Source organism: Streptomyces humi (assembly GCF_001005085.2).
Classification (GTDB): domain Bacteria; phylum Actinomycetota; class Actinomycetes; order Streptomycetales; family Streptomycetaceae; genus Streptomyces; species Streptomyces humi.
In genome coordinates this window covers 76,020-92,676 of the sequence record NZ_LBMU02000029.1, presented here as the reverse complement: position 1 = coordinate 92,676, position 16,657 = coordinate 76,020, and the positions used below count along the sequence as shown (strand labels likewise).

The window sequence follows — 16,657 nt, the reverse complement described above, 5'->3', positions numbered from 1 at the left end:
CACCCGGCGTTCGGGCAATGGTCGTCAGACCAGGTTGACGGAGCGGGCCGAAGTGGCCCCGATCTCCTCCTCGACCTCGGCCAGCACCGCGGGGGCCACCGTGTCGTCGACGGTCAGGACGGCGAGCGCCTCACCGCCGACGGCCGCACGGGCCACCTGCATACCGGCGATGTTGATGCCCGCCTCGCCGAGGATGCGGCCGACGGTGCCGACCACGCCCGGCCGGTCCTCGTAGCGCAGCACCAGCAGGTGCTCGGCGATCGCGAGGTCCACGTCGTAGTCCCCGACCGCGACGATCTTCTGGAGGTTCTTCGGGCCGGACAGCGTGCCGGAGACCGAGACCTCCTCGCCGCTGCCGAGGGTGCCGCGCACGGTCACGACGTTGCGGTGGTCGGCCGACTCGGAGCTGGTGGTGAGGCGGACCTCGACACCGCGCTCCTGGGCGAACAGCGGCGCGTTGACGTAGGAGACGGTCTCGTCGACGACGTCCTCGAAGACACCCTTGAGCGCGGACAGCTCCAGCACCTTCACGTCGTGCTGGGTGATCTCGCCGTACACCTCGACGTCAAGGCGGACGGCGACCTCACCGGCGAGCGCGGTGAAGATGCGGCCGAGCCGCTCGGCCAGCGGCAGGCCGGGCTTGACGTCCTCGGCGATGACACCGCCCTGCACGTTGACCGCGTCCGGGACCAGCTCGCCGGCGAGGGCCAGGCGGACCGACCTGGCGACCGCGATACCGGCCTTCTCCTGGGCCTCGTCGGTGGAGGCGCCGAGGTGCGGGGTGCAGACCACCTGGTCCAGCTCGAAGAGCGGGGAGTCGGTGCACGGCTCCTTCGCGTACACGTCGAGGCCGGCACCGGCGACCCGGCCCTCCTTGAGCGCCGCGTACAGCGCCTCCTCGTCGACGATGCCGCCACGGGCCGCGTTGACGATCCGCACCGACGGCTTGACCTTGCGCAATGCCTCGTCACCGATCAGACCGACCGTCTCGGGGGTCTTCGGGAGGTGCACGGTGATGAAGTCGGCGACCTCGAGCAGCTCGTCGAGGGACAGCACCTTGACGCCCATCTGGGCGGCGCGGGCGGGCTGGATGTAGGGGTCGTAGGCGACGACCTTCATGCCGAACGCCGACATCCGCTGCGCGACCAGGGCGCCGATGCGGCCGAGGCCGACGACACCGAGGGTCTTCTCGGCGAGCTCGACGCCGGTGTACTTGCTGCGCTTCCACTCGCCGTTCTTCAGCGCGGAGTTCGCCTGCGGGATGTGCCGCGCGGTGGAGATCAGCAGACCGCAGGCCAGCTCGGCGGCGGTCACGATGTTGGAGGTCGGGGCGTTCACGACCATCACGCCGGCCTTGGTGGCGGCGGAGACGTCGACGTTGTCCAGGCCGACGCCGGCTCGCGCGACGACCTTCAGCTTCTTCGCCGCGGCGATGGCCTCGGCGTCGACCTTGGTGGCGGAGCGGATCAGGATCGCGTCCACGTCGGCGATGGCGGGGAGCAGTTCGGCTCGGTCTGCTCCGTTGGTGTGCCGGATCTCGAAGTCCGGGCCCAGCGCGTCGACGGTGGCGGGCGACAGCTCTTCAGCGATGAGTACGACAGGTTTCGAGCTCACGTGAGTCCTCACAGGTCCAATGCGGACGGCCGTCCCGACGGCCGCAGGCGGTGGAGGTTGGCTTGCCGCGTGGAGACGCACGACGCTGTGGGCCTGACGCGTATGTAGTACGGCAGTGTAGTGGCGTGGCGGGGTTCGTCCTGCGCCTCTGCGGAAGGATCACCCGTCCGAGATTCGACGGGGTGGACAACGGGGCCGGAGCATGATGCTCCGGCCCCGTCGGCTGAGGCTTACGCCTCCTCGTTCACCCAGCTCATCAGCTTGCGCAGCTGCTTGCCGGTGGTCTCCAGCAGGTGCTCGGAGTCCGCGGTCTTGTACTCGTTGTACTTCTTCAGACCGCCGTGGTACTCGGCCATCCAGTTGTTGGCGAAGGTGCCGTCCTGGATCTCCGCGAGGACCTTCTTCATCTCGGCCTTGGTGGCGTCGGTGATGATCCGCGGGCCGGTGACGTAGTCGCCCCACTCGGCGGTCTCGGAGACCGACCAGCGCATCTTCTCCAGGCCGCCCTCGTACATGAGGTCCACGATCAGCTTCAGCTCGTGCAGGCACTCGAAGTAGGCGATCTCCGGCTGGTAACCGGCCTCGACCAGGGTCTCGAAACCGGCCTTGACCAGGGCGGAGGTACCACCGCAGAGGACGGCCTGCTCACCGAACAGGTCGGTCTCGGTCTCCTCGGTGAAGGTCGTCTTGATGACGCCGGCGCGGGTGCCGCCGATGCCCTTGGCGTACGACAGGGCCAGCGCGAAGCCGTTGCCGGTGGCGTCCTGCTCGACGGCCACGATGCAGGGCACGCCGCGGCCCTCCTCGTACTGACGACGGACCAGGTGGCCCGGGCCCTTCGGGGCGACCATGCAGACGTCGACGCCGGCCGGGGGCTTGATGAAGCCGAAGCGGATGTTCAGGCCGTGGCCGAAGAACAGGGCGTCGCCGTCGTTCAGGTTGGGGGCGATCGACTCCTCGTAGACCTGGGCCTGGATCGGGTCCGGGACGAGGATCATGATGACGTCGGCCTCGGCGGCGGCCTCGGACGGGGTCACCACGCGCAGGCCCTGCTCCTCGGCCTTCGCCTTGGACTTGGAGCCCTCGTGCAGACCGACACGGACGTCGACACCGGAGTCGCGCAGCGACAGCGCGTGGGCGTGGCCCTGGCTGCCGTAGCCGATGACCGCGACCTTGCGGCCCTGGATGATGGACAGGTCGGCGTCAGCGTCGTAGAACAGCTCGGCCACTTTGGGTTCTCTCCTTGGTGTGCAGATGGTGCGTCCCACCGTATGACGGCGGGCGGAAGGGAAGTCTCGGGGTCTCGGCATACGGGCGGCCGACGGCCGTCGGGCCGCCCGTTTCCAGCCTTACGCAGAACGGTCGAGGGCGCGCAGCGAGCGGTCGGTGATCGAACGGGCGCCCCGGCCGATCGCGATGGTGCCGGACTGGACCAGTTCCTTGATGCCGAACGGCTCCAGCATCTTGAGCATGGCGGTCAGCTTCTCGCTGCTGCCGGTGGCCTCGATGGTGACGGCCTCCGGGGAGACGTCGACGGTCTTGGCGCGGAACAGCTGGACGATCTCCACGATCTGGGAGCGCGTCTCGTTGTCGGCGCGCACCTTCACCAGAACGAGTTCACGCTGAACGGCGGAACCCGGCTCCAGTTCGACGATCTTGAGCACCTCGACCAGCTTGTTGAGCTGCTTGGTGACCTGCTCCAGCGGCAGGGCTTCGACGCTCACCACGATCGTGATGCGGGAGATGTCGGCGTGCTCGGTGACTCCGACGGCGAGCGAGTCGATGTTGAAGCCGCGGCGGGAGAAGAGGGCCGCGATCCGGGCCAGGATGCCCGGCTTGTTCTCCACCAGGACGGAGAGCGTGTGCTTGGACATTTTTCTTTGCGTCTCTCTCGCTCAGTCGTCTTCGTTGTCGCCGAAGTCGGGGCGGACGTCCCGGGCGGCCAGGATCTCGTCGTTGGAGGTGCCGGCGGCGACCATCGGCCACACCATGGCGTCCTCGTGGACGATGAAGTCCACCACGACCGGGCGGTCGTTGATGGAGTTCGCCTCCTCGATGGCCTTGTCCAGGTCGTCCGGGGACTCGCAGCGGATGGCGTGGCAGCCCATCGCCTCCGACAGCTTGACGAAGTCGGGGACCCGGGTGCCGCGGGCGTCCGGGTTGACGTCGTCGGGTCCGGAGTGCAGCACGGTGTTGGAGTACCGCTGGTTGTAGAACAGCGTCTGCCACTGGCGGACCATCCCGAGGGCGCCGTTGTTGATGATGGCGACCTTGATCGGGATGTTGTTCAGCGCGCAGGTGGTGAGCTCCTGGTTGGTCATCTGGAAGCAGCCGTCGCCGTCCACCGCCCAGACCGTGTTGCCGGGCGCGCCGGCCTTGGCGCCCATCGCGGCCGGGACCGCGTAGCCCATGGTTCCGGCGCCGCCGGAGTTCAGCCAGGTGGCGGGCTTCTCGTACTGGATGAAGTGCGCGGCCCACATCTGGTGCTGGCCGACGCCCGCCGCGAAGATCGTGCCCTCCGGCGCGAGCTGCCCGATCCGCTCGATGACCTGCTGCGGGGAGAGCGAGCCGTTGTCCGGCTGGTCGTAGCCCAGCGGGTAGGTGTCACGCCAGCGGGAGAGGTCCTTCCACCAGGCGGTGTAGTCGCCCTGCTGACCCTCGCTGTGCTCCTTCTGCACGGCCTGGATCAGGTCGGCGATGACCTCGCGGGCGTCACCGACGATCGGCACGTCGGCGGCGCGGTTCTTGCCGATCTCCGCGGGGTCGATGTCGGCGTGGACGATCTTGGCGTACGGGGCGAAGCTGTCCAGCTTGCCGGTGACGCGGTCGTCGAAGCGGGCTCCGAGGGCGACGATCAGGTCGGCCTTCTGAAGCGCGGTGACGGCGGTGACCGCACCGTGCATGCCCGGCATTCCCACGTGCAGCGGGTGGCTGTCGGGGAACGCGCCGAGCGCCATCAGGGTGGTGGTGACGGGCGCTCCGGTGAGTTCGGCGAGGACCTTCAGCTCGGCGGTGGCGCCGGCCTTGATGACCCCGCCGCCGACGTAGAGGACGGGCCGCTTCGCGGAAGTGATCAGCTTGGCGGCCTCGCGGATCTGCTTGGCGTGCGGCTTGGTCACCGGACGGTAGCCGGGCAGGTCCATGACCGGCGGCCAGGAGAAGGTGGTCTTCGCCTGGAGGGCGTCCTTGGCGATGTCGACGAGGACCGGGCCGGGACGGCCGGTGGAGGCGATGTGGAACGCCTGCGCGATCGTCCGCGGGATGTCCTCGGCCTTGGTGACCAGGAAGTTGTGCTTGGTGATCGGCATGGTGATGCCGACGATGTCCGCCTCCTGGAAGGCGTCCGTACCGATCGAGGAGGACGCGACCTGCCCGGTGATCGCCACGAGCGGCACCGAGTCCATGTGCGCGTCCGCGATCGGCGTCACCAGGTTGGTGGCGCCCGGGCCGCTGGTCGCCATGCAGACGCCGACCTTGCCGGTGGCCTGCGCGTAGCCGGTGGCGGCGTGACCGGCGCCCTGCTCGTGCCGGCACAGGACGTGGCGCACCCGGGTGGAGTCCATCAGCGGGTCGTAGGCGGGCAGGATCGCACCGCCGGGGATGCCGAATACCGTGTCAGCGCCGACCTCCTCGAGGGAACGGATGAGGGACTTCGCACCCGTGACGTGCTCGACGGGGGCGGTCTGCTGTCCTCCGGAACGGGGCCGCGGCTGCGGATGGTGGGCCGCGGCGCTCTGCTCGGTCATCGGCATTCTCTTCTCGATGCTGAGGGTTTTTGCGAGGTTCGTACGGATTTCTGCTGCCGTACGCATGCTGTACGAGTGGTGCTGGTGCAACAAAAAACCCCTCGTGCCAAAAGGCAAGCGAGGGGAGCGCGCCGGTGTGGTCGCTGGGGTTTCCGGAGTCGTCTCCGGTGGGTCCCAGCTCAGCCGACGCGCTGTCCAAGTACGAGAATTCGGGTGCGCATGAGACTGACCCTCCCTCTGACGCGCACCACGTGTCAAGTGGGTGGGACGGGAGTCTCATTATGTGAGCGAAGGGCACTTCCGCCTCCGAGCACCGCGGGCACACCACCGGTGTACACCCCGGAGCGGCCTCCCGCGAAGGCCGGCTCGGCCGGTGCGTGCGGAACCGGATAATGGCCGGACCCGAGCGCCCGGCGCAGCCGGTACTCGTCCACCGGGCCGGAGAAGGCCATGCCCATGCCGTGGGTGCAGCCCATCGCGCGCAGCGCCGTGACCTGTTCGGGCAGGTCCACGCCTTCCGCCACGGACTGGAGCCCCAGGTCCCCGGCGATCCGCAGCAGACCGCTGGTGATCTTGTGCAGCCGGGCCGACTCGACGATCCCCTCGACCAGACCACGGTCGAGTTTGAGTACGTCGACGGGGAGCTTCCGAAGGGCCGTGATCGCCGCGTAGCCGCTGCCGAAGCCGTCCAGCGCGATCCGGACACCGTGCCGGCTGAGGGCGGTCAGCCGCCGCTCCAGCTCGTCCAGCGGGATTCTGGGGTCGGTGTCGGACAGTTCGAGGACCAGTGCTCCGGAGGGCAGCCCGTGCCGGGTGAGCAGGGACTCCACGGAGCCGAGGGGTGAGGACCGGTCGAGCAGTCGCCGGGCGCTCAGGCGCACGGCGACCGGCACCACGAGGCCGCTCGCAGCCCGCTCGGCGGCCTGCTCGACCGCCTCCTGGAAGATCCACCGGTCCAGTTCGGCGGTCTTGTCGCTGTCCTCGGCCACGCGCAGGAACTCGGCCGGCGTGAACAGCACCCCCTGCGAGGAGCGCCAGCGGGCCTGTGCGGAGACCGATTCGATCCGGCCGTTCTCCAGGCACACCACGGGCTGGTGCAGCAGCGCGAACTCGCCGTCGTGCAGCGCGGCCCGCAGCCTGGTGGCCAGCTCCGCCTTGCGTACGACGTCCTGCTGCATCTGTGGCTTGTACAGCTCGACGCGGCCCTTCCCCGCCGACTTGGCGCGGTACATCGCCAGGTCGGCGTTGCGCAGCAACTCGCCCGCGCCGAGGCCCGGTTCGGCGAAGGCGACCCCGATGGACGCGTTGACACGGACATCGTTGCCGTCAATGAGGTACGGCTGGGAGAGGGTCACCCTGAGGCGGTCGGCGAGCTCCAGGATGTGCCGCTCCCGGGCACTGCGGTCACGGGTGCCGTCCCCGACGATCAGCGCCGCGAACTCGTCGCCGCCCAGCCGGGAGGCGGTGTCGCCGTGGCGGACCGCGTCCTGGAGCCGGCGCGCGGCCTGGACGAGCAGTTCGTCCCCGGCCTGGTGTCCGATCGTGTCGTTGACGGCTTTGAACCCGTCCAGGTCGATGAAGAGCACCGCCGTGTTCCTGAGGGCGGGGCCCCGGTCGGAGGAGCGGCGGCCGGACAGGGCCTGCTGCACGCGCCGGGTGAACAGGGCGCGGTTGGGCAGGTCGGTGAGCGGGTCGTGCTCGGCGTTGTGCTGGAGCTGCGCCTGGAGCCGCACCCGCTCGGTGACGTCCCGGCTGTTGAAGATGAGGCCGCCGTGGTGGCGGTTGACGGTGGACTCGACGTTGAGCCAGCCGCCCTCGCCGGAGCGGAACCGGCACTCGATGCGGGTGGTGGGTTCCTCCTGGGGCCGGGCGGCGAGGAAGCGGCGCACCTCGTGCACCACGCAGCCCAGGTCCTCCGGGTGGATCAGGTGGGCCAGTTCCGAGCCCACCAGGTCGTCGGCGGGCCGTCCGTAGACGCCGGCGGCGGCCGGGGAGACGTACCGCAGGATGCCGTTGGGCGCGGCGATCATGATGACGTCGCTGGAGCCCTGCACCAGGGAGCGGAAGTGGTTCTCCTGCTGCGCCAGTTCCTGGGTCAGGGTGATGTTGTCGAGCAGCATGATGCCCTGGCGCACGACGAGTGCGAGGACCACGCAGCCGGCGGTGATCAGGACCACGTGGTCGGGGCTGCGGCCGTCGAGGACGTTGTAGAGGATGCCCAGGGTGCAGACGGCGGCGGCCAGGTACGGGGTGAGCGCCGCCAGGGACCCGGTGATCGGCCGGCCGGCCGAGTACCGGCCGTGCTCTCCTCCCGGGGTGGGCGCCGACGGCTGCTTGGGCGCCGGGGCCCGGCCGCCGGGCACGTGCTCGTGGACCACGCGCGTGTGCCCTTCGGGCTCCTGGGCGCCCGGCGTGCGGGGCGGGGCCCAGGGCGCGTAGGCCAGGAGCAGCGAACCGGCGAACCAGCCCGCGTCCAGCAGCTGGCCGGAGCGGTAACTGCTGTGCAGCAGGGGTGAGGTGAACAGGGCGTCGCACATCACGGTGAGGGCGAGCGCGCCGATCGCGGTGTTCACCGCCGTGCGGTTGCCCGGCGAACGCCGGAAGTGCAGCGCGAGCACCATGCTGACCAGGGCGATGTCCAGCAGCGGGTACGCCAGCGAGAGCGCGGTGTGCGCGACGCTGGGCCCGTCGAACCGGGCGGCCTGGGCGAGCGCGAGGCTCCACGACAGGGTGAGCAGCGAGCCGCCGATCAGCCAGGCGTCCAGGCCCAGGCAGATCCAGCCCGCCTTCGTCACCGGCCGCTTGGCCAGCACCAGCAGGCCGACGATGGCGGGCGGCGCGAAGCACAGGAAGAACAGGTCGGCGTAGCTGGGGCTGGGCACCGGCCGCTGGAGCACGACCTCGTACCACCCCCAGACCGCGTTGCCCAGGGCCGCCATCGCCGAGGAGAGGGCGAACAGCAGCCAGGCAGGTCGAAAGCGGACCCGCGGCGAGCGGGCGTAGAGGAAGCAGGACACGGCGGCGGCGCCGGCCGCCGCGGTCAGGCCGAAGTCGCCCATGAACAGGGCGATCTGGTTCGAGCCCCAGTCGAACGCGGAACCGACGGCGTATCCCGCGCAGACCAGGGCCAGGACGAGTTGGCGGACCACGCCGGTCCCGCCGCCGGTGACCGGCGGCCGGGGGTGCGGCTTCCCCGCCGGAGGCTGTGCCCGCAGCGCTCCGGGGAGGGTGGTCGTCACAGGCGTCGGCGCGGTCACGGGACCCTCCAGGCCCGTGCCGCTCCCGCGTACCTCGGGCCCCGGTGCACCGGGTGAGGGTGCCGCTGGTGTCCGTTGTGCCTGCGGTGGTGGTGATGGCTGGTGTGGTGGCCGCATCTGCGCGCAGCCGTGCGCCAGGGTCGCCGCCGGCGGCTCCGCCGCGTCGGATCGTTCGTCCATAGGCCGTGCATCGCCCGTCGCCCCCCTCACAAATCTGAAATGTCCGTCCCCGGCGCCGAACGGCTCACGGCGCAGCCCCTGTCGGGACGATACACCAGTCTCGTCACTCAGGGACATAGCTTCTCTACGCTCCGTGACGACCAGCGGCTATGCGCGCACGCACCGCGCCCGAAAGGTCGCGGACCGTACCGGAAGCGGATTACAGGCGCGTTGCCGGGAAGGTCAGTTGTCGGCGGATCCCGTCGTAAGGATCACGTTCCGCAGCGGCTCCCGGTTCACGAAGCGGTTCAACTGCTCGGTGACGAGGCGCTTCGCGCGCGGCAGGAACGCCGAGGTGGGGCCGCCGACATGAGGGCTGATCAGCACGCCCGGCGCCTGCCACAAGGGGTGTCCGGCCGGCAGCGGCTCGGGATCGGTGACGTCCAGGGCCGCCGTGAGCCGGCCGCTCTCCACCTCGGCGAGCAGCGCCTTGGTGTCCACGACGGGCCCGCGCGCGACGTTCACGAGCAGTGCGCCGTCCTTCATCCGCGCGAGGAACGCCTCGTTGACCAGGCCGCGCGTGGTGTCCGTGAGGGGCGTGGACAGGATGACGACGTCCGCTTCCGGAAGCAGATCCGGTAGTTCGGTGAGCGGATGCACAGGACCGCGCGCCGAGGCGCGCCCGGAGCGCGCAACGCGCGCCACCCGCGCCACCTCGAAGGGCACGAGCCGGTCCTCGATGGCCTCGCCGATGGCGCCGTAACCCACGATGAGGACGTTCCGGTCGGCGAGGGCGGGATGGAAGCCGCCCTCCCAGCGCTCCTGCTGCTGGGCCCGGACGAACCCCGGGATGCCGCGCAGGGACGCCAGCGTCAGGGCGAGCGCCAGTTCGGCGGTGCTCGCCTCGTGCACCCCGCGCGCGTTGCACAGCGGCACACCGGGGGCGATGAGGTCCTGGGCCGCGATCATGTCGTCGACGCCGGCGGTGAGGGTCTGGATGAGCCGCACGTTCCGCATTCCCGCCAGCGGCCGCACCTTCACGGACTGCCGCTTCATGTAGGGGACGACGTACACGGCGCAGTCGGCGGGGTCACCGGGAAACTCCTGGTCGCCGTCCCAGAAGAGGTAGTCGAGCCCGTCGGGCAACTCGGTGAACTCGTCCGGCGGGATCGGCAGCCATGCGTCTTGGGTCATGCTCAGGAGGCTATGTCAGGAGGGTGGACGTGCAGAGGTTAGGTTGGGGGGTCGAGAAGGAGGTTCACGGGCTGGTGGAGCGCAGGACGATCGGCGCGGGGGCGCTCGCGGTGGGGGCCGTCGGACTCGGGTGCATGCCGATGAGCTGGGCGTACAACGGGTCGCGGCAGCGGGGCGACGAGTCGGTGAGAGCGGTGCACCGGGCGCTGGACCTGGGGGTGACGCTGCTGGACACGGCGGACATGTACGGTCCGTTCACCAACGAGCTGCTGCTGGGACGGGTGCTCAAGGAGCGGCGGGCGGAGGCCTTCGTGTCGACGAAGGTGGGGCTGCTGGTGGGCGACCAGCACATCGTGGCGAACGGCCGCCCCGGGTACGTGAGGCGGGCCTGCGACGCGTCGCTGCGCCGGCTCCAGACCGACGTCATCGACCTCTACCAGCTGCACCGCGCCGATCCCGAGGTCCCGGTCGAGGAGACCTGGGGCGCGATGGCGGAACTGGTGCAGGCGGGGAAGGTGCGCGCGCTGGGGTTGTGCGCCGTGGGGGCGCGCGGGGGGCGCAGGTCGGGGGCGCGGATGCACGACGCCACGCTGCGGCAACTTCGGCGGGTGCAGCAGGTGTTTCCGGTGAGCGCGGTCGAGGCGGAGCTGTCGGTGTGGTCGCCGGAGGCGCTGGAGGCGTTGCTGCCGTGGTGCGAGGCGCGGGGGGTGGGGTTTCTCGCGGCGATGCCGCTGGGGAATGGTTTCCTCACGGGGACGCTCAGGCCGGGTGAGGGGTTCGAGCCGGACGATCTGCGGGCCCGGCATCCGCGGTTCACGGCGGAGATGATGGCGGCGAACCAGCCGATCGTCGCGGGGTTGCGGAGGGTCGCGGGGCGGCACGGGGACGAGGTCACCGCGGCTCAGGTGGCGCTGGCGTGGGTGCTGGCGCGGGGGCGGCACGTGGTTCCGGTGCCGGGGACGAAGCAGGAGCGCTGGGCCGCCGAGAACGCGGGGGCGGGGGACGTGCGGCTGAGTGCGGAGGATCTGGCGGAGCTGGGGCGGCTGCCCGCGGCGCAGGGGTCATGGGACTGAGGGGGACTGCGGGGACCGAGGGGGACTGCGGGGACTGCTGAGAGGGAGGGGACTGCTGAGGGGGACTGCGGGGACTGCTGAGGGGTCGCGGGTTTCTGTCGTCGGTTCGTGCGGCCGTCGTCGGTTCGTGCGGCCGCGTCGTGGCTGGTCGCGCGGTTCCCCACGCCTCCGACAGGGGCGCTGCACTAACGTCGGGCGGAGAGCTGTGGAAGGGGTCCTGATCGTGCAACGCCGAGGTGTGACCGCCGTATTGACTGCGGCCGGGCTGCTGCTGGTGGCCGGGTGTTCCTCCGGTGGTGGTGGGGAGGGGCTTCCCACGCCGTCCTGGGCCGGGAGTGCGTCGGGCGGTGCGTCGGGCGGTGCGTCGGCGTCCGCCGAGGCCGTCGCGCCCGCCAAGGGGTCGGTCAAGCTGGTGCGTACGGTGGCCGAGGGGCTGAAGTCGCCCTGGGGGCTCGCGCCGCTGCCGGACGGGGCCGGGCTGCTGGTCTCCGACCGGGACGACGGGACGATCAGCAAGGTGGACGAGAAGACCGGGAAGATCACCGAGCTGGGCACGGTGTCGGGGGTGGCCGCCGCCGGTGAGGGCGGGCTCCTCGGTATCGCCCTCTCCCCCGGCTTCGCCTCGGACCACATGATCTACGCGTACTTCACCTCGGCCTCCGACAACCGGATCGTGCGGATGCTGTGGGACGGGGCCAAACCGGCCGGCGAGCAGCTGGGCGCCCCCGACACGGTCTTCAAGGGCATCCCCAAGGGGTTCATCCACAACGGCGGCCGGATCGCCTTCGGCCCCGACGGCATGCTCTACGCAGGCACCGGGGAGAGCGGCCGGCGCGGTCTCGCCCAGGACCGGAAGTCGCTGGGCGGGAAGATCCTGCGGCTGACGCCGGAGGGCGATCCGGCCCCCGGCAACCCGTTCCCCGACTCCCCCGTGTACACCTACGGCCACCGCAACGTGCAGGGCCTGGCCTGGGACGACAGGCAGCGGCTGTTCGCCTCGGAGTTCGGCCAGGACACCTGGGACGAGCTGAACGCCGTCAAGCCCGGCGGCGACTACGGCTGGCCGAACGCGGAGGGCAGGTCCAGCGACCCCAGGTACGTGAACCCGATCGCCCAGTGGCACACCGACGACGCCTCTCCCAGCGGTATCGCCTACGTGAACGGCGTGATCTGGATGGCGGGTCTGAAGGGGCAGCGGTTGTGGCGCATCCCCCTCAAGGGCACGACCGCGGCCGCCGCGCCGCAGGCCTTCCTCACCGGCGAGTACGGCCGGCTGCGGACCGTCGTCGCCGCGGGCGGTGACAAGGTGTGGCTGGTGACCAGCAACACGGACGGGCGGGGCAGGCCCAAGGCCGGCGACGACCGGATCCTGGAGCTTCAGGTCACCTGACCCACCGGGAACAGCTCCAGCCGGTGCGCCATCGCCGCCGCCTCGCCCCGGCCCGCTACGCCCAGCTTGCCCAGGATGTTGGAGACGTGGACGCTCGCCGTCTTCGGGGATATGAACAGCTCCTCGGCGATCTGGCGGTTGGTGCGGCCGGCCGACACCAGGCGCAGGACGTCCCGCTCCCGGCTGGTGAGACCGAGCCTTTCGGCGGGGTCGAGGGCCCGCCCGGGCGTGCGGGCGGTGAGGGTCAGGCGGGCCCGCTGGGCGAGCAGCGCGACGGCTTCGGCCAGCGGACGGGCACCCAGGTGCTCGGCGACCGCGCCGGCCAGCCGGAGCAGGTCCCTCGCGCGCTCGCGTTCCTCGTCGCCGGCGGCCTCCTCCAGCAGGGCCTGGGCGAGGCGGCGGCGGACCCGGGCGAGGTCGTAGGGGCGGTCCAGGGTCTCGAAGTCGAGGACCACGTCCGACCAGAGGGCGGCGGTGTCGGTGCCCCGGGCGCGGTGCAGTTCGGCGCGGGTCCAGCGCTCGTAGGCCTGCCACACGGGAGCGCCGGTGGTGAGGGTGCGGGCGGCCTCGGCGAGCCGGTCGAGGACGTCGGCGCGGCCGTCGGCCGCCGCGGACAGGGCGCGGGCGTCGGCCTCGGCGGTGCCGGCGGCCAGCAGCAGCGGCCAGCCGTAGCGCTGGGCGCCGGGCGGGAAGCCGAACGCCAGGGCACGGTCCAGTTCGGTACGGGCGTCCAGCAGCCGGCCCTCGGCGGCGGCCACGCCGACGGCGATCCGGGCCAGCGGCAGCAGCGCCTGCGGCATCGGGTCGTGGCTGCCGTAGTGGGTGCGGGAGACGGCGAGGCGGCGGGCGGCCTCCTCGACGTCGCCCCGGGCGAGGGCGATGTGGGCGAGTCCCAGCGCGCCGGCGCCCCGGGGTTTGGCGCTGGCCGCGGAGCCGAGGGCACCGGCGGCGGCCTCGGCGGCCTCGTCCCACTGGCCGAGGGTGTACAGCGAGTCGGAGAGGTTGCCCCAGATCCACACCTCGGAGTCCAGCAGGCCGAACCGGCGGGCGAAGACCAGGCCCTCCCGCAGGATGGGCACCGCCTCCCGGGACCGGCCGACCGCTTCCAGTTCGGAGGGCAGGTTCACGTAGGCGCGGCCCGCGACATGGGTGATGCCCTCCTGGAGCGCGGCCTCCCTGACCCGCTCCAGCTCCCGCAGTCCGTTCGCCACGTCACCCGCGTCGACCATGAGGCAGCCGAGGGTGATGCGCGCGTTGAGCTCGATCTCGCGGGCGCCGACCATGCGGGCGTACTCGACGGCCCGTTCGGCGGCGGCGAAGGCCTCCGGGCCCGGTTCGTGGAGCATCGACCAGGCGGCCACGTTGGCCAGCACGTCGGCGTGCACCTCCGAGGGCGGCAGGCCGCGCACCAGGTCCTGGGCGGTACCCAGTTCCTGCCAGCCGTCGCCGCGGCCCAGGCCCTGGACGAGGCGGGAGCGCTGCACCCAGAACCAGGCCGCGCGCTGCGCGTCGTCGTCCTCCCCGAGGATCCGCAGGGCCTTCTTGGTGATCTTCAGGGCACGTTCCCGCTCCCCGCAGTAGCGGCCGGCGACCGCCGCCTCCGCCATCAGGTCGAGGTAACCCAGCGGGGTGGTGGCCGGGTCACAGCCGCAGGGCGGGTAGACGTCGGTGTAGTCGACCGGTCGCAGGGCCGCGCGGATTTCCTCGGGGACGGTGTCCCAGAGCTCCATCGCCCGCTCCAGGAGCCGCAGTTGCTCGCTGTAGGCGTGCCGGCGGCGGGCCACGACGGAGGCGTCGAGGACGGCGGGCAGGGCCTTGGCGGGGTCGTGGGCCTGGTACCAGTAGCTGGCCAGGCGGGTCACCCGCGCCTCGGCCGGCACCAGGGCGGGGTCGGTCTCCAGTGCCTCGGCGTACCGCCGGTTGAGCCGCGAGCGTTCGCCCGGCAGCAGGTCGTCGGCGACGGCCTCGCGGACCAGGGAGTGCCGGAAGCGGTAGCCGTCACCGGCCGGGGTGGCGGTGAGGATGTTGGCGCCGACGGCGACCCGCAGCGCCTCGATCAGGTCGTCCTCGGCGAGCCGGGCGACGGCCTCGAGGAGCCGGTACTCGACGGTGGAGCCGCCCTCGGCGACGATCCTGACGACCCGTTGGGCGCTCTCCGGCAGTGCCTCGACCCGTACCAGGAGCAGGTCCCGCAGCGAGTCGGTGAGGCCGGTGCAGCAGCCCTCGGCGGCGGCGACGGCCAGTTCCTCGACGAAGAAGGCGTTGCCGTCGGAGCGTTCGAAGATCTCGTCGACCTGGGCGGGGTCGGGTTCGGCGGCCAGGATGCCGGCGATCTGGCGGCCGACCTCCTCGCGGTTGAACCGGGCGAGTTCGAGTCGGTGGACGGTGCGCAGCCGGTCGAGCTCGGCGAGCAGGGGGCGCAGCGGGTGGCGGCGGTGGATGTCGTCGGAGCGGTAGGTGGCGAGGACGACGAGCCGGCCGGTGCGCAGGGTGCGCAGCAGGTAGGCGAGGAGGTGGCGGGTGGAGGCGTCGGACCAGTGCAGGTCCTCCAGGGCGACGACCACCGTGCGGTCGGCGGCGATCCGCTCCAGGAGGCGGGCGGTGAGTTCGAAGAGGCGGGCCATGCCCTGTTCGTCGTGGCGGCTCGAGGTGGCCTCGCCGAGTTCGGGCAGCAGCCGGGCCAGTTCCTCCTCCTGGCCCGCGGCGGCCGCTGCCCACTCGTCGGGCAGGGCGGCCCGGAGGGTGCGCAGAGCGGTGGAGAAAGGGGCGAACGGCAGGCCGTCGGCGCCGATCTCGACACAGCCGCCGACCGCGACGACCGCGCCGCCGCGGCAGGCGGCCGTGGCGAACTCCTCGACCAGCCGGGTCTTGCCGACGCCGGCCTCGCCGCCGAGCAGCAGCGCCTGCGGCTCGGCGGCCCCGGCACGGGCGAGCGCCTCGTTCAGTGCCTCCAACTCGTCGCTGCGGCCTACGAACACGGGACTCACGGACCTGGTCTCCACAGGCCAGAGCATCGCACGCGGCGCGGAGGGGACGGCAGCGGTTTTCCACAGCGCCGGTGCGCTTGTCGTACGAGCTGACGGCAGGGAGGAGTACCGGCGGCCGACCCCCGTACGGCCGCCGGTGGCTGTCCTCCCGGCCTTCGGACGGGCGTCGGCGCCCGGCCGGGGCCCGGTCATGCCGGGCGTGGGAGCCGGCGCCCGCCGCGGCCGGCGGTATGGGCGCCGTCCGGCTCGGCGGCGCCGCCGGTCGTCTCCGCGCGGCGCGCGGCGCGGCGGAAGCGGACGGCCTCGCGGGCGAGGCGGGCGTCGGCGGCCTGCCGGCGCAGTTCGGCGGAACGGATCTGGTGGAGTTCGTACGCGAGCATCGGGTTCTCCTGGAAGAGGTGGTGTCCGGACTTCGCTGTCCGCGATGCCTCCACCTTCGTCTCCCAGGGGGGTGCGCCACATCGGGAGAGTTCCGCATCTTCGGGCGGCCGCGGGGCCCCGGACGCGCGTAAGGGGCCTCAGGTCGTCCGTAAGGTACTTACGGACGACCTGAGGCCCCTGGTGACCTGCGTTGTTCCCGCCGCTTCCTCAGCTGGTCGAAGGCAGCCCGAGGAGTGCGTCGGAGTACTTGAGGACGGCCAGCAGCAGGCCGATGACGGCGAGCGCGACACCCGCCCAGGCGACCGACTTGATCCACGGCGCCTGCGTCCTGCCGGGGGCCCCGAAGGCGGGCCGGACCAGCACCACGACACCGGTGACCAGCGCGACCAGCGCGAAGAGGCCGGCCCACAGCGCGGTGGTCTGCCACGCGTCGCCGTAGACCTCCTTGACCTGCTTGGCGACGCTCGCCGTCGACGAGGTCTGGAGCTGGCCGATGAGGGTCTCGCGGGCCGCGGCGACCGTGCCGATCCAGCCACCCGTGAGGGAGACCAGGCCGAGCGCGACGGAGACGACGGCACCGGCACCCTGCCCGACCCCGGACGGGCCCTCCGGCTCCTCCTCGGCGAGGGCCGCCAGTTCCTCCTCGGTGAGGTCGTCGAACTCGTCCGCGTCCGCCTCGGTGACCGCTGCGTCAGCCTCACCTGCGGCGGGAGCCTTCTCCACCGCCTCGGCGGGAGCCTTCTCCGCGCCCTCGGCAGGGGCCTCGGTGACGGCAGTCGTCGCCTCCTCGGTCGCCTTCTGGTCGTTCTTCGCCTCGGCGCCGGTCCCGGCCCCGTCCACTGTCTTCGTTCCCATA

General features: G+C 71.7%; 11 protein-coding genes. 2 read left to right on the top strand and 9 right to left on the bottom strand.

The window, feature by feature from the left end:
• Positions 1-24: 24 nt before the first annotated feature.
• The 6 genes from serA to AAW13_RS14100 form a co-directional block, all read right to left on the bottom strand.
• Positions 25-1,614: a phosphoglycerate dehydrogenase gene (gene serA, locus AAW13_RS14135; RefSeq protein WP_046726931.1), complete on the bottom strand. Its 1,590-nt coding sequence runs from the start codon at positions 1,612-1,614 to the stop codon at positions 25-27.
• A 230-nt stretch (positions 1,615-1,844) separates the two neighbouring features.
• Complete coding sequence (gene ilvC / locus AAW13_RS14130; protein WP_046726930.1) at positions 1,845-2,843, bottom strand: ketol-acid reductoisomerase; 999 nt, start codon at positions 2,841-2,843, stop codon at positions 1,845-1,847.
• A 120-nt stretch (positions 2,844-2,963) separates the two neighbouring features.
• Entirely contained in the window at positions 2,964-3,488 is a 525-nt protein-coding gene (ilvN, locus tag AAW13_RS14125) for an acetolactate synthase small subunit (protein ID WP_046726929.1), read from the bottom strand.
• Positions 3,489-3,509: 21 nt separating this feature from the next.
• Positions 3,510-5,360 carry an acetolactate synthase large subunit gene (locus AAW13_RS14120; RefSeq protein ID WP_206306215.1) on the bottom strand — a complete coding sequence of 617 codons (1,851 nt, stop codon included), beginning with the start codon at positions 5,358-5,360 and terminating at the stop codon, positions 3,510-3,512.
• A 254-nt stretch (positions 5,361-5,614) separates the two neighbouring features.
• On the bottom strand, positions 5,615-8,617 hold the full coding sequence (locus AAW13_RS14110; protein ID WP_046726927.1) for a putative bifunctional diguanylate cyclase/phosphodiesterase: 3,003 nt from the start codon (positions 8,615-8,617) through the stop codon (positions 5,615-5,617).
• 402 nt (positions 8,618-9,019) lie between these two features.
• Positions 9,020-9,970, bottom strand: coding sequence for a 2-hydroxyacid dehydrogenase (locus tag AAW13_RS14100; RefSeq protein WP_046726926.1), 951 nt, complete (start codon positions 9,968-9,970; stop codon positions 9,020-9,022).
• 74 nt (positions 9,971-10,044) lie between these two features.
• Between AAW13_RS14100 and AAW13_RS14095 the strand changes: the two genes are divergently transcribed.
• Positions 10,045-11,043 carry an aldo/keto reductase gene (locus AAW13_RS14095; RefSeq protein WP_046726943.1) on the top strand — a complete coding sequence of 333 codons (999 nt, stop codon included), beginning with the start codon at positions 10,045-10,047 and terminating at the stop codon, positions 11,041-11,043.
• A gap of 217 nt (positions 11,044-11,260) precedes the next feature.
• Positions 11,261-12,433 (top strand): PQQ-dependent sugar dehydrogenase, encoded by a 1,173-nt coding sequence (locus AAW13_RS14090; RefSeq protein ID WP_240528621.1) that lies wholly within the window; start codon positions 11,261-11,263, stop codon positions 12,431-12,433.
• Here the strand turns inward: AAW13_RS14090 and AAW13_RS14085 are convergent.
• From AAW13_RS14085 to AAW13_RS14075, 3 genes are all read right to left on the bottom strand, one after another.
• The gene (locus tag AAW13_RS14085) at positions 12,421-15,447 is read right to left on the bottom strand and encodes a helix-turn-helix transcriptional regulator (RefSeq protein ID WP_107483322.1); all 3,027 of its coding nucleotides are present in this window, start codon (positions 15,445-15,447) and stop codon (positions 12,421-12,423) included. The genes AAW13_RS14090 and AAW13_RS14085 overlap by 13 nt on opposite strands.
• 161 nt (positions 15,448-15,608) lie before the next feature.
• Entirely contained in the window at positions 15,609-15,854 is a 246-nt protein-coding gene (locus AAW13_RS14080) for a hypothetical protein (RefSeq protein ID WP_420855462.1), read from the bottom strand.
• 154 nt (positions 15,855-16,008) lie between these two features.
• Positions 16,009-16,656 (bottom strand): hypothetical protein, encoded by a 648-nt coding sequence (locus tag AAW13_RS14075; RefSeq protein WP_046726923.1) that lies wholly within the window; start codon positions 16,654-16,656, stop codon positions 16,009-16,011.
• Position 16,657 lies beyond the last annotated feature (1 nt).